Origin of the sequence: Photobacterium damselae subsp. damselae (assembly GCF_038086725.1) — a bacterium.
Classification (GTDB): Bacteria; Pseudomonadota; Gammaproteobacteria; order Enterobacterales; family Vibrionaceae; genus Photobacterium; species Photobacterium damselae.
The window spans coordinates 1,502,006-1,513,936 of record NZ_CP146970.1; the positions used below are offsets into that span (position 1 = coordinate 1,502,006).

Here is an 11,931-nt window from a genome sequence, read left to right on the forward strand (position 1 = left end):
TTCTAGTATAAACAAGCATCGCCATTGATTAAGAATCGTTATCATTATCCATAAGATGAAAATAATATCAATTATCATTTGCAATATTATTCAGGCGAAACTATTATGCAGCGAATTAAGAGTCATTCTCAATAAGAGCATAGAAAAGACTTGTATAACAAAACGACATGTTCGTCATCGAGATAGTCGAGATAAAGGAAGATATTGAGGGCAGCTAATGATCACTAAGCATATTCAATAATAGGGAATCATGGCTGATGGGTAAGGGCTTTTAAAGACTAGAATTTCAATGAATCAAGAACACCAGATAGATATAAATAAATTAGATGAAAGTATTTTGGGTTTGCATTCTCCAGACCCTCTTCGTTTTGCTTTTAGTCGCAAGAAATCTGCACATGCAGGTGGTATGAATACAATGGTTCCAGCTGAGCAACACCAAACTTTAGGATTATCTTTACTTAGTGAGGAGAAAAAAAGATCGCTAGAACCTTATAGCCAAGTCAAAAAACGTTGCCTTTATGTGCATATCCCATTTTGTCGAGTACGCTGTACTTACTGCAATTTCTTCCAATACGCATCAAGCCAACAACTTATTGATGATTATTTTGCCGCTTTGATGATTGAGCTGAAATTAAAAGCACAGCAGCCATGGACCCAATCAGCACCGTTTCATGCTGTCTATATTGGTGGTGGTACGCCAACCGATTTAACCGCACAGCAAGTTAAACAATTAGGAACGATGATTCGCAAACATTTTCCACTGACTACCGATTGTGAATTAACGCTTGAAGGTCGTATTAATCGATTCAGTGATGAAATGTTTGATTCTGCATTAGAAGGGGGATTTAACCGTTTCTCTTTTGGTGTTCAGAGTTTTGATACTCAAGTAAGACGTAAAGCTAAGCGTTTAGATGATCGAGAGGTAGTACTCGATCGCGTTGCTGCTCTGGCTGCGACAGATCAAGCTCCGATCGTTATTGATCTGTTATACGGACTGCCTTATCAGACTTTAGATGTGTGGCAACAAGACCTAGAAGATTTCATGGCCTCAGGCGCTCATGGTGTAGATCTCTATCAGTTGATTGAAATGGGTGGGACTCCAATGAAAAACCTTATTGATAAAGGCAAGCTCCCCGAACCTGCTGATACACAAACAAAAGCGACCATGTTTTTGATGGGGCATGATTACATGAGTCATCATCATATGCGCAAACTCAGTGTAAATCATTGGGCTCGTGATAATCGAGAGCGAAGCTTATATAACAGCCTAGCAAAAACTACAGCAGAAGTCTTACCTCTAGGGGCAGGTGCTGGTGGCAATATTGCAGGTTTTGGCATGATGCAACATCGTACTTTAGATGCTTATTTAGCTGCGATTAAACGTGGTGAATTACCGATTGCAATGATGACCAAACAAGCAAATCAAGCCTCTCTCCATGCCGAAATTAAAGCCAGTTTTGATCGAGGCGTACTTAGCCGATCTTCACTAGATTCGATTGGAGGCAAAGGGCTATATTCTTCTTGTTTACCTCTGTTTAAAGCATGGCGAGAAAACGGTTTAGTTGAAGTGAACTCACACTATGTCACTTTAACGTTAGCAGGACAGTTTTGGGCTGTAACCTTAGCTCAAGCATTAATAGAAGCAATAACACAGCAATTGAATCAGTCTCTGGCTGCCTAATTATTTAATCCAGTTATTAAACTTTACATCACAAAGACATAGGGAGAGTTATCTTGTTTTCTACTATTACCCAACAAGAACTAAAACAACAAGTGGCGCAATTACTTGAACAAGATCCTGCTTTACATGCCATGAGCTTAGCAGAGCAACTTAAAGTGACAGAAGGTGAAGTGGTTTTATCATTTCCTGAATCTATGGTCAGCCATCTTTCTGGCAAGTTAGCTCAGTCTATTCTTGAACAATTGCCACAGTGGGGGCCGGTTACAACGATTGTCCATTCAATGGGCTCTATCTTTGAGGTAAAAGCGCCGTTTCCAAAAGGTAAAGAAGCGCGTGGCTACTATAATTTGATGGGACGTGACGGTGAGCTTCATGGTCATTTACGCTTAGATTTGGTCTCTGATATTGCGCTTGTTAGTAAACCTTTTATGGGGCAAGAAAGTTACTTTATTGGCTTTTTTGCAGCTCAAGGGGAGTGTGTATTTAAAGTTTATTTAGGGCGAGATAAAAAGCGACAACTCTTTCCCGAACAAATTGAGATGTTTAAAAAACTAAAACAATTAGGAGAAGATTCGTAATGAATCAAGTAAAGCAAGAACGCCTTCAAAGTCGACTGGAACCAGAAATCAAAGAATTTCGTGACAGTTGTTTAACGCTTCAATTAGCAACGGTTGATAATAGCGGTCAACCCAACGTAAGTTATGCTCCATTTGTATTATTAGAAGATGGCTATTATGTATTGATTAGCCAAATTGCAAAGCATGCGCGTAACTTATTAGAAAATCCCCGCGTCTCTCTTATGATGATCGAAGATGAAAAGACAGCTAAGGTTTTATATGCGCGCAAGCGTTTGACTTTTGAAGCAGATGTTGAAAAAGTCGAAAGAGAATCTGCTGCATGGCTTTTAGCTATTGATGGTCTAACTAACCGTTTTGGCGAGATTGTTGAAGGGCTCAGCGGCTTAGAGGATTTTGTATTATTTCGACTTAAGCCAACACACGGCCTGTTTGTAAAAGGCTTTGGTAAAGCATTCCAAGTGAGTGGTGATGATCTGATTGATTTTGTCCACTTAACAGAAGGGCATCGCAGAATTAAAGATGGCTCTGAGATCCAAGAACCGTCTGAAAAACTGTAAGCCTGTTATCTCTGTAATATCCAAAAACCCAAGATGCTCACTTGGGTTTTTCTGTTTTAAAAACAACCGATATTTTGCCTTTTATGGCGCTATCATTTGGAGCCTAGGGTGTTTTAGCTGACCCTAGCAGACAGAAAAAATAAAGCATTGATCTTGATCATTCAAATACTGAGCGAAACTTGATGATCTGGCGATACATGTGATAATTACACAGTTATAGTATCGTTATGGATCTAAAAATATGACTGAAGATAATAAAAAAGGCGTATGGTTTGCCTACATTGCTAGCTTTCTGACTCCGTTTACTTTGCTTGTATCTGGCATCATTGCCATTATTTATGCAGGTTACAAGATGAATAAGGGGACTGATGAGTTAACTTACAGTCACTATTACACCATTATTCGCAGTTTCTTTTTGTTCTTCACTTTCTTTGTGGTTCTTGGTGTAACTGCGGCAACAACAACGGGCATGGCTGCTGGTGCTGAATACTGGATTCACAGTGATATCCTAGATAAAATTTTGCACGTATTACCATTTATTGGTGCTGGCATTGCAGGTATTGCCGTACTGGCATGGTTAGCAAAAATTGTTCGTGGTATGCAGCGTTTAAGTGCAAATCAAGCTATTCCACTATAAAGACAGTTTGATAGAAATGAAGTCTTTGTAATGAGCTTCATTAAACAGAACAGATAAAAGGGATCCAAGTGTATTTAGTGCACTTGGATTTTTTTATGTTTTTAAGACAAGCCGTTGAACAGCTCCCCGCTTTTTCTGCTAATCAATTAAATGGTCTTTTAAACTTGCTTTGTCCTGCACTTATTTACTAATGCCCGCAAGAAAACGTGAATTATCTTAATCTCATGTATTAAGTATATGATGCTTGATTTTTGTTGCGGAAAAATTGGATTTTATATAAAAAAGACTATAATTAGTACTAAATTTAGATGTAAATTTTAAATGCTATCCTCGTCAATTTAGGAGAAAAATGTGGCGATTCATCAAGTTTTAGCTGACAACACTATTAGTATCAGTGAATTAAAGAAAAATCCGATGTCTGTAGTTAATGATGCGGATGGCTTTCCTGTCGCTGTTTTGAATCATAACCAGCCAGCTTTTTATTGCATCCCTGCCGATGCGTATGAAATGCTCTTAGATAAATTAGAAGATGTTGAGCTTGCAGATCTCGTAAGAAAACGTCGCAATTCAAAAGAATTTGAGATCGATATTAGTGACTTATAGATTAGCTATTAAAGAAGAAGCACAAAAAGAATGGAAAAAACTAAACACTAATATACAAATGCAATTCAAAAAGAAATTGGTTGAGCGTTTAGAGAATCCACACGTCTTAGCTTCAAAGCTGAGTAATATGCCGAACTGCTATAAAATTAAATTAAGAAGTGCAGGTTATCGGCTTGTTTACGAAGTACGTGATAAAGATATTGTTGTTATAGTGATCGCAGTTGGTAAACGTGAAAGAAACGAAGTATATAAAACAGCGATAAAACGACTATAAAGAGACTGAAGCTTTACTCATAGCAATATGAGTATGAGTCGCTGAAAATATATTTAGAACTACCGCATGCGATCCTCGTTTGTATAGTGGTGTGAGAGGATGGAGTCTTCCTCCTACTTGTTATGCCTAAAGTGACCTGAATAAGCATATAGGTTGAGATGTTGTTGATAGCTCAAGAGCTGTAATGATAGAAAAGAAATCCATAAAAAAAGCTGACACAAGAGGTCAGCTTTTGTTTGTCATCAATAACTTAAAAGAATGATTATGAGCGCTTAAATTTCGCCATTAGAGAATCAAGTTCTTTTAGTAGTTTGTCTGTTTTAGGATCCTGCTTCTTCATTGCAGTGATAGTGTTTTTCTCTAACTGCTGTTCCATCTTAGAGATAGCTGGATCGCTCATGATTGTTTGACGTTGCTTGATAAGCTTCTGTTGAATTGAAGCAAACTCTTTCGCAAGGTCTTTACGCTGTGCATCAGTAGTTTTCTGATCACGAGCTTTAGTTTGAATTTCACGTAGACGCTTTAGCTCTTGATCTGGGTGATAACCAAGTGCTTTTGCTTTGTTATCGAATGCAGTTTCGTAAGCTTTAATATCTTTAACTAGCTTAGGATTTGCTTTAAGCGTTTTATTACGAATAGTAGCTAGCTCTTGTTGGATCTGACCTACACGTTGAGCTGCCTGTTGTACCTGTGCCGAAATTTGTGGTTTTGCTGGTGCCGAGTTAGTTGCTGCTGGCGCTGCTGATACGCTAAATGCGCACGCAAGAGCAATAGGTGCTGCAAGTTTAACTAGCTTCGATTTGATACCAGGCTGTTTTGTCATATTAGTCATTATATTTCTCTTCGTGCTTATATGAAGTTGATGCTTACAAATTATGCTTAATCGTTTCGATATTTGTCAGTGTAATGTCATAAAGACTGAAGCTAAGCTGAATAAAATAGAAACATTATTTTGCAGTGGCTATAAGCAAATAGGAATAGCATTGGATAGATAAAATGAATATAGATGATAATTTCACTATTATTTCAGTGAGTTTGAGTGATTTATTTGTCTAACAAATTGCATTATTTCTTACTGGAATAGATAATGGCAACATAGAAATTGAATCAATATATTTCGTTGTTCGATTTTATCCGTTTTGTCACCATTTGGAGCTACGTTATGTGTCAAGATTGCGGTTGTTCTCTTCCTCGAGCTGGTCATCACCATCATCATGACCACAATTTACAAAGTAATCCTCAGTTAAATGATAAGAAGACGTTATCTGTTATCCATAAAATTTTAGATAAAAATGATATGGAGGCGGCTCATAATCGTGCGCATTTTGAAGCAAACAATGTCACAGCATTTAACTTAATGAGCAGCCCTGGTAGTGGTAAAACAACATTGTTAGAGCATCTTCAACAGTGTACAGAGCTAACATATGCGGTTGTAGAAGGGGATCTAGAAACTTCTCGTGATGCTGATCGTTTAAAAGCAGCTGGCATTGAAGCATACCAAATTCAAACTGGCTCTGCGTGTCACTTAGATGCCTTTATGGTTCATGGTGCGTTACATCACATCGATTTAGAGAAGCTTGATATCTGCTTTGTTGAAAATGTGGGTAACTTGGTTTGTCCTGCTAGTTATGATGTGGGTACTCATAAAAATATCGTATTAGTTTCTATTCCTGAAGGTGACGATAAAATTGAGAAGTATCCGGTAATGTTCCGCCGTGCAGATCTTGTGTTGATTACAAAATGCGATCTGATGCCGTACTTTGATTTTGATATGGAAGATGCTTACGCTCAGCTACGTAAACTTAATCCTGAAGTTGAAGTGATGCAGATCTCGGTTAAAGATATCGACACACTAAAGCCGCTAGCACAATGGCTGCAAAATAACCTCATTACTAAGTGATCGAGTAAGAGACTATGCACGAATATTCGATTGTTGGCGCGTTGATAGAGCAGTGCGAAGAGCAAGCGATAGCAAATGATGCCAACAAGGTAACTCGGGTAGCGATTAAAGTCGGTATCTTAAGTGGTGTTGAGCCTGCTTTATTAAGAACAGCTTTTGAAACCTTTAAGCTAGAAGGGATCTGTCATGATGCTGTTCTTGAAATTACCGAACAACCATTAGTTCTGCACTGTCGAGATTGTGGTCAAGAGTCAACTCACAGTGAGCGCAGTATTGCTTGTCAGCATTGCGGAAGTTTTCAGACCCAAGTTTTAGATGGTGAAGACTTGATGCTAATGCAGCTAGAAGTAGAGTCAGTTTAACTATATTAGTACGGTTAACCTCTCTTTATTAAGTATGAAGCGCTTTTGTATAACGGGCAATGTGTCAGTTTTTCTAATCTGGCAGGTTGCCTGAGTTTGATATTATCTTCCAATAAATTCACCTATTACCTCGATTCCGTATTTTAGCTTTACGCTCTTCCATTTGAGATTTAGCTACTTGATGTTCAATAAAAACTGACTTTCCCTGATCATATTTTTCAAATGCGAGGTTTACTTGTTCGGTTAGCCACGCATCATGGGATAATACTTTTCTTTGTTGTTCTGCAAGTTGTCCTATTAGTTCTCGGCAAGCATCACTCAATGTACGACCTTGGCTTTCTGCCATTTGTTGAGCAAGACGTTTAGTTTCCTCATTAACACGAAATTGAATTCTAGTGTCCATGATGTATTCCTTTGTTGGTGTTAGTACAAATGTTAGCGCTGGACTTTGTGATGAGCAAATAATAAGCATCAAATCAGGATGTTCAGTATGCCGCATTTTATGGATTGTTTTTTCTTTCATTGTCTACGCTTTATGTATACAAGCAATGACTGGATGTAGATTATGAAGTTCTTCTCAGTGGTGTTTTTCTCGGTGCTTTTTGCATTGTTTTTTCTTGTGTCTTGCAGCTCCGACAGGCAATCAAAAACAATGGAAGTCACGGTCGGGCCGCAGAAAACGGACTGCTTTGGTATCACGCCAATGAAGTGTTTAGTAGTAAATGAGCAATTATTTTACGATTCTATTGACGGGTTTGATTTTGAACCTGGTTATACTTACCGACTTAAAATTGAGCGAACGTTAGCTTATCCAAATGGTGATGTACCCGCTGATGCAAGCATATATCATTATAAATTGATAAAAATTCTGGAAAAATCCGCGTTTCAGCCCCAATAAATACTGTTCTTATTGAATATTTTATGATTAATTACGCATAAATATTAAAGAGGTTGTCAGCCGTGTCATCGTTCGTTATTCGTTGTGCAGAAAAACAAGATATTCACTCAATATATCAATTGGAAGCGGAAGCCTTTGCCGATCATGGCTATCCACATTTCTTTTTTCGACAAGCTTATGATTGTTGGTCACAAAATTTATTTGTTGCAAAGAAAGGGGCGGATAATTTAGGTTTTATCTTATCTGTGCCGGCACTCAATACAGCAAGTCGAGACTGTTGGATTTTATCTTTAGCCGTCTCAAAGTTAGCTCGTGGGCAAGGCGTTGCAAAATCGTTATTAAATCATGTGATTGAAAAGAGTAAAGATCATTATGATCGTCTATTGTTAACGGTTGATCCCGAAAACCAAGCCGCATTGACTCTATATCAATCGGTTGGCTTTCAAGTGATCGCTGAAGAGCTCGACTATTTTGGTGAGGGTGAGGCACGTTTACAAATGGCGTATCTGCTCTAGATATGGGTAGTGACTTAACGCGATCGACAGATGTTGTTATTCAAAAGCGCATTTGATTTCATCTGAACTAAAGCCGTGTGAGCTTAAATACGCATAGGCTTTGTTTTTCTCTTTATAATCGGTTAAGTCATAACGTTTTTTGGCCAGTAGGGTGATACAGTTGGCGTAAAAATCAATTTCACCTGATTGTGTTAATTCATCAATTATCTGGTCAAATTCACTGACATCAATATGTTTCATCGACAGCTCGCGACGAATTAATGCCGCTCCTTTGAGTTTTTTCGCAAGTTTGATGATCTCATTACGCAGGTTGGCATTTTGACCTTTAATGACCGCTTTTTCGAGTAACGTATTACCTGCTGGATGCTCAGCAATGGCATGGGTAATATCATTTAAACTAAAACCTCGTTTGAGCAGTGTATTAAAGACCTTTTCTTTAGTTGTATGGCTGAAATCTTCGATGCGGCTTAATCGTTCAACAACCAAATCGTACTCAGAGCGTTGTTGTTGATGACTCACACGTTCTAATGCATCGGTAATATCGGTTTCACTGATGCCTTTTTGCTTTAGTTTCTCGATCATGTAGCGTTTGCCATACTCATTGGCATAACTGGTTTCACAAAAGTGGATCGCAAAAGGGAGATCTTCTTTTAGATAACCATAGCCTTTCATTTGGGCGATAACCGTATCAACCCATTCTTGATTATCTGTTTTCGCTTCAAGCTTTGTTTTAAGTTCTGAAATGCTGTGATCGCGTAAATTGAGATGGTAGATCGCGCTATTAATGACGTTTTGTAATGTTTTTGCTGGCTGAATTTTTTTCATTATGTGAAATCGATAAGACAAGCTGTGGTAAAAGGATAACAGTAAACGCAAGGTAAAAAAATAAGCCCAGTTCAAACGAACAAAGGCTTATTTTGATTTATGTTCGGTCGGTTTTATCTATTATTTACGACGAACTTTTAGATAAAGGCTACCAGCACTAATATTGGCACCTTCAAGATCTAACTTGCGGTTAATATTGATAGGGTAGTTTTTACCGATACGTAGTGCTGTGCGCCATGCAAAGACTTCGTTCGTAAACCCTTTACCTGCAAGAACGACCGATTTTACGCCAACTTGTTGATCAAGATGCTCAATCCAGTTAGATAACTTATCCGCCAATGAATCATAGATACCGAAAGCTAATTGGGGAATATCATGCTCTTCTGTGATCAGACGATAACTCATTAGGCTACCGACCATTTTTTTCCAATCAATAGAGCGACCTTCGGCATCTGGATCGATATCAAAGTCGATTTGTTCACCGCGATAGTTAGGATAACTCATGGCTTGCGCTTGCAAACGGTCATTGAGTTCGGAAATATTTTGACCATCGAGACCCAAAACGGTTGCTGCAATAGCGAAGATGCCTGACAGTTTTTGCTCAAAACCTGCCAAATTAAGCTGATGCAGTGCTTGGTATTGTTCTGGATATTGTTGTTTAAATTTATCCAAAATAGTCTTTTGATCCGCTTGTTCTAATTGAGCAATCAGATCATAACCAAAAGTCGACATCGGTTGTTGACGAAGGAAAGTCTCAGTTCGAGTAAATTTATCTTCTGTGACTATCTCGTCAAATCCCGCCTCACCAAAGTAAATTACGGCGCTATTTCGGCTATCACTATGATCTATACCGCCAGCAAGTAAGGCGCAGGTAGCAATATGCTCATGGCTAACCGTATTCTCTACCGGCTGGTGGTTAAAATGAATTCGACCTTTATGCCAAAACGCATTGATATGAGAGAAGCAACCATCTTCATGCAGCGGTTCAACAGCACGAACCGGAGTAATAGAAAATGCGTTAGGGTTAGCTTGAACTTCAGACCATCCCTCGTTTAACCAAGTCACTAACGGCTGATAGCACTCTGCGTGGTAATGGACATAGCCAACACCTAATTGACGCAAACGTTCGGTAACAATGGCTAAGATACGATCATAACCAAAGACAATATCATAAAGCGCACGAGTCAACGTTGTTTGGTTTGGATTAGGTCTTACAGTGACTCTTGGTTTCTCTAAGCTTGATAGTGCTAATACGTGTTGTTCTGGCACAATAAAATGCTGAGGTAGGGTATTAGGATTACAAATGAGAACCTGAGAGCGTGTAGGGTTTGCCGTTAATGCTGGTGGAAGTTCATCCAAGCTTAGCGTCAAGGTATGGTTTTGATAACTGAATGTGCTACTACGCTTTTCAAGCAGATCTTGGCATACCAGTTCAAGTTCAATAGCAAGGCCTTGTTCTAGCTGATCTTCACCATGACAGATAGGACAAGCTAATTGCCAATCACCAAACTCGGCAGATTGATTATCGCCAAAACGAGGTTGGCAATGTAGACAAAACGGTAATTGGTGATGAATGTTCTTTAGAGGCAGATTCGTACCTTCGCGGTGAGGTACTTCTCTAATGTGACTTTCAAGCAGCCACACCGAAACCATAAAGGATTGGGATATACGTTCAGCCAGTTGTTCTATCTCGGCTTGCTTACCCACGGCTTCAATGAGATACCGATTGTTTTTACCACTGATGCTGATTTCTAAGTGCTCAGTAGCCAGAAAGTGGTTACAAAGCGCAGCATAGAAAGGCACTGGTCGAGAACAGATGAATTCAAATTGAATCAGCTTCATAGCTCAACTCCACGTTTATAGGCGGTTGGAATTAGATCATTGATTTCAATATTATTGATTTGCTGACAATCGATACCTAAGCTTTGTAGATGCTGAATTATTGCTTTTTCCATGGTTGGAATCGCGGCATGAATACGAGGCGTTAGGCCTAAATGCATGGGTTCTAAAACCGTTGGTGTGATGCCGAGTACATAGGTTTTCGGACGATCTCCAACCATTTCCATCATGATCAGCGTTTGCAGCATTTCAACTTCATGAGCACTACCTTGCCAATCAATTTCGGCAGGAGCTTTATCAAAATCAAAGAAATACACTTCCCCTGGTTCAACATCGGCAGCATTGACGGTATCGACAACAACAAGATGATCGTATTGAGTGAGGGTAGGTATGAGGCTGTGAGCGAGAGTGCCACCATCAACCAGATCAATTTGATGCTCGGGATGGTGGAATTGATAGTTTTCTGATAGGTAGTTGACGAAATGTACGCCGACACCTTCGTCGGCGTACAAGACATTGCCAATACCAAGTAGCAATATCTTCATAGTTAGTGTTTTTCTTCTTCTACATCTTCAGGCTTAACATGAACCGGATGGTAAGCATAACCTGACATAATGGCATCGGCAGAACCGGTACGGAAACGAATACCTGTCCAAATCACCATATAAACGTGACCTAAAACGAAAATAATAAACGCCCAAGTCATAATATGGTGCCATTGACGTACTTCAGCAAGACCACCCATGATGTAAGTAACCCATTCCGCCATAGGCCATAACATACCACCGATACCTTGGTGATAAACGTTAGCGTATAGCGTTAAGCCGGTAATACACATGAAGACGGCAACAACAGAAATACCCGCGTAGGCAACAAGTTGAAGCGGACCATAAGCCCCTCTGTGTGGCGGTAAACCAACAAAGAAGTAGGCCTTAAATTGTTGAATCCAGCTTTTTATACTGAAAGCGTCTTTAAACGACATTCGTTCCGCTTTACTCTTTTGACTAAAGAAAAAGAGATAAAAACGAACGGCCGTAATCGCGAGCAATAAAAAGCCAAAAATTTCATGAGCAAAACGAATCCAACCTTGCTGTAATACGTTAGTACTCTCCGGTCTCACTAGAAATGGCCAAGCGATGTAGAAACCAGTAATAACCAGTCCTACAATCGATAAAGCTCGTAACCAGTGACATACCCGGATGAGAAACGAAAACATGTAGGATCGTTTATACAACACAGTATCATTTGCCATAACGCACCTA

Annotated in this window: 16 protein-coding genes; 10 read left to right on the plus strand and 6 right to left on the minus strand. The window is 39.2% G+C overall.

Annotated features, from left to right (window positions below):
• Nucleotides 1-289: 289 nt before the first annotated feature.
• The 6 genes from hutW to WAX86_RS06875 all read left to right on the plus strand — a co-directional run bounded on the left by hutW (nt 290) and on the right by WAX86_RS06875 (nt 4,330).
• A complete protein-coding gene (gene hutW, locus WAX86_RS06850) occupies nt 290-1,681 on the plus strand; it encodes a heme anaerobic degradation radical SAM methyltransferase ChuW/HutW (RefSeq protein ID WP_341489326.1) in 1,392 nt (463 codons plus the stop codon).
• Nucleotides 1,682-1,734: 53 nt separating this feature from the next.
• Nucleotides 1,735-2,259 (plus strand): heme utilization cystosolic carrier protein HutX, encoded by a 525-nt coding sequence (gene hutX / locus WAX86_RS06855; RefSeq protein ID WP_275667751.1) that lies wholly within the window; start codon nt 1,735-1,737, stop codon nt 2,257-2,259.
• A complete protein-coding gene (hutZ, locus tag WAX86_RS06860; protein ID WP_005299673.1) occupies nt 2,259-2,816 on the plus strand; it encodes a heme utilization protein HutZ in 558 nt (185 codons plus the stop codon). The genes hutX and hutZ overlap by 1 nt, the downstream gene beginning before the upstream one ends.
• Nucleotides 2,817-3,057: 241 nt before the next feature.
• The gene (locus WAX86_RS06865; RefSeq protein WP_036763978.1) at nt 3,058-3,453 is read left to right on the plus strand and encodes a membrane protein; all 396 of its coding nucleotides are present in this window, start codon (nt 3,058-3,060) and stop codon (nt 3,451-3,453) included.
• A gap of 357 nt (nt 3,454-3,810) precedes the next feature.
• Nucleotides 3,811-4,056 carry a type II toxin-antitoxin system Phd/YefM family antitoxin gene (locus tag WAX86_RS06870; protein ID WP_197673587.1) on the plus strand — a complete coding sequence of 82 codons (246 nt, stop codon included), beginning with the start codon at nt 3,811-3,813 and terminating at the stop codon, nt 4,054-4,056.
• Nucleotides 4,046-4,330 carry a type II toxin-antitoxin system RelE/ParE family toxin gene (locus WAX86_RS06875; RefSeq protein WP_068946750.1) on the plus strand — a complete coding sequence of 95 codons (285 nt, stop codon included), beginning with the start codon at nt 4,046-4,048 and terminating at the stop codon, nt 4,328-4,330. The genes WAX86_RS06870 and WAX86_RS06875 overlap by 11 nt, the downstream gene beginning before the upstream one ends.
• 262 nt (nt 4,331-4,592) lie before the next feature.
• On the opposite strand, the gene WAX86_RS06880 is transcribed toward WAX86_RS06875, so the two are convergent.
• On the minus strand, nt 4,593-5,162 hold the full coding sequence (locus tag WAX86_RS06880; protein ID WP_068946749.1) for a hypothetical protein: 570 nt from the start codon (nt 5,160-5,162) through the stop codon (nt 4,593-4,595).
• A 330-nt stretch (nt 5,163-5,492) separates the two neighbouring features.
• Here WAX86_RS06880 and hypB point away from each other — a divergent pair, with 330 nt between their 5' ends.
• Together hypB and hypA are read left to right on the plus strand one after the other, a co-directional pair.
• On the plus strand, nt 5,493-6,230 hold the full coding sequence (hypB, locus tag WAX86_RS06885; protein WP_005299667.1) for a hydrogenase nickel incorporation protein HypB: 738 nt from the start codon (nt 5,493-5,495) through the stop codon (nt 6,228-6,230).
• Nucleotides 6,231-6,244: 14 nt separating this feature from the next.
• Entirely contained in the window at nt 6,245-6,592 is a 348-nt protein-coding gene (gene hypA, locus WAX86_RS06890) for a hydrogenase maturation nickel metallochaperone HypA (protein ID WP_036763975.1), read from the plus strand.
• A 118-nt stretch (nt 6,593-6,710) separates the two neighbouring features.
• On the opposite strand, the gene WAX86_RS06895 is transcribed toward hypA, so the two are convergent.
• Entirely contained in the window at nt 6,711-6,995 is a 285-nt protein-coding gene (locus WAX86_RS06895) for a damage-inducible protein J (protein ID WP_341489327.1), read from the minus strand.
• 162 nt (nt 6,996-7,157) lie between these two features.
• On the opposite strand from WAX86_RS06895, the gene WAX86_RS06900 reads away from it, so the two are divergent.
• Both WAX86_RS06900 and WAX86_RS06905 read left to right on the plus strand, forming a co-directional pair.
• Nucleotides 7,158-7,490: a DUF4377 domain-containing protein gene (locus WAX86_RS06900; RefSeq protein WP_069531582.1), complete on the plus strand. Its 333-nt coding sequence runs from the start codon at nt 7,158-7,160 to the stop codon at nt 7,488-7,490.
• A 62-nt stretch (nt 7,491-7,552) separates the two neighbouring features.
• The gene (locus tag WAX86_RS06905) at nt 7,553-8,005 is read left to right on the plus strand and encodes an N-acetyltransferase (protein WP_171027357.1); all 453 of its coding nucleotides are present in this window, start codon (nt 7,553-7,555) and stop codon (nt 8,003-8,005) included.
• A 36-nt stretch (nt 8,006-8,041) separates the two neighbouring features.
• On the opposite strand, the gene WAX86_RS06910 is transcribed toward WAX86_RS06905, so the two are convergent.
• The 4 genes from WAX86_RS06910 to cybH form a co-directional block, all read right to left on the minus strand.
• Complete coding sequence (locus tag WAX86_RS06910; protein ID WP_005299665.1) at nt 8,042-8,830, minus strand: RecX family transcriptional regulator; 789 nt, start codon at nt 8,828-8,830, stop codon at nt 8,042-8,044.
• Between the two features lie 120 nt (nt 8,831-8,950).
• Nucleotides 8,951-10,672 (minus strand): hypothetical protein, encoded by a 1,722-nt coding sequence (locus WAX86_RS06915; protein WP_176284334.1) that lies wholly within the window; start codon nt 10,670-10,672, stop codon nt 8,951-8,953.
• Nucleotides 10,669-11,214: a HyaD/HybD family hydrogenase maturation endopeptidase gene (locus tag WAX86_RS06920; protein ID WP_341489328.1), complete on the minus strand. Its 546-nt coding sequence runs from the start codon at nt 11,212-11,214 to the stop codon at nt 10,669-10,671. Before WAX86_RS06920 ends, WAX86_RS06915 begins: the two co-directional genes overlap by 4 nt.
• Nucleotides 11,215-11,216: 2 nt before the next feature.
• Complete coding sequence (cybH, locus tag WAX86_RS06925; RefSeq protein ID WP_227000386.1) at nt 11,217-11,885, minus strand: Ni/Fe-hydrogenase, b-type cytochrome subunit; 669 nt, start codon at nt 11,883-11,885, stop codon at nt 11,217-11,219.
• Nucleotides 11,886-11,931: the final 46 nt, after the last annotated feature.

Excerpts from the sequence above, each read along its gene's own strand:
- WAX86_RS06920 (WP_341489328.1), bottom strand. The coding sequence starts at position 11,214 with ATGAAGATATTGCTACTTGGTATTGGCAATGTCTTGTACGCCGACGAA.
- WAX86_RS06895 (WP_341489327.1), bottom strand. The coding sequence starts at position 6,995 with ATGGACACTAGAATTCAATTTCGTGTTAATGAGGAAACTAAACGTCTT.
- WAX86_RS06915 (WP_176284334.1), bottom strand. The coding sequence starts at position 10,672 with ATGAAGCTGATTCAATTTGAATTCATCTGTTCTCGACCAGTGCCTTTC.
- hutW (WP_341489326.1), top strand. The coding sequence starts at position 290 with ATGAATCAAGAACACCAGATAGATATAAATAAATTAGATGAAAGTATT.
- WAX86_RS06910 (WP_005299665.1), bottom strand. The coding sequence starts at position 8,830 with ATGAAAAAAATTCAGCCAGCAAAAACATTACAAAACGTCATTAATAGC.
- hutZ (WP_005299673.1), top strand. The coding sequence starts at position 2,259 with ATGAATCAAGTAAAGCAAGAACGCCTTCAAAGTCGACTGGAACCAGAA.
- WAX86_RS06900 (WP_069531582.1), top strand. The coding sequence starts at position 7,158 with ATGAAGTTCTTCTCAGTGGTGTTTTTCTCGGTGCTTTTTGCATTGTTT.
- hypB (WP_005299667.1), top strand. The coding sequence starts at position 5,493 with ATGTGTCAAGATTGCGGTTGTTCTCTTCCTCGAGCTGGTCATCACCAT.
- WAX86_RS06880 (WP_068946749.1), bottom strand. The coding sequence starts at position 5,162 with ATGACTAATATGACAAAACAGCCTGGTATCAAATCGAAGCTAGTTAAA.
- hypA (WP_036763975.1), top strand. The coding sequence starts at position 6,245 with ATGCACGAATATTCGATTGTTGGCGCGTTGATAGAGCAGTGCGAAGAG.
- cybH (WP_227000386.1), bottom strand. The coding sequence starts at position 11,885 with ATGTTTTCGTTTCTCATCCGGGTATGTCACTGGTTACGAGCTTTATCG.
- WAX86_RS06865 (WP_036763978.1), top strand. The coding sequence starts at position 3,058 with ATGACTGAAGATAATAAAAAAGGCGTATGGTTTGCCTACATTGCTAGC.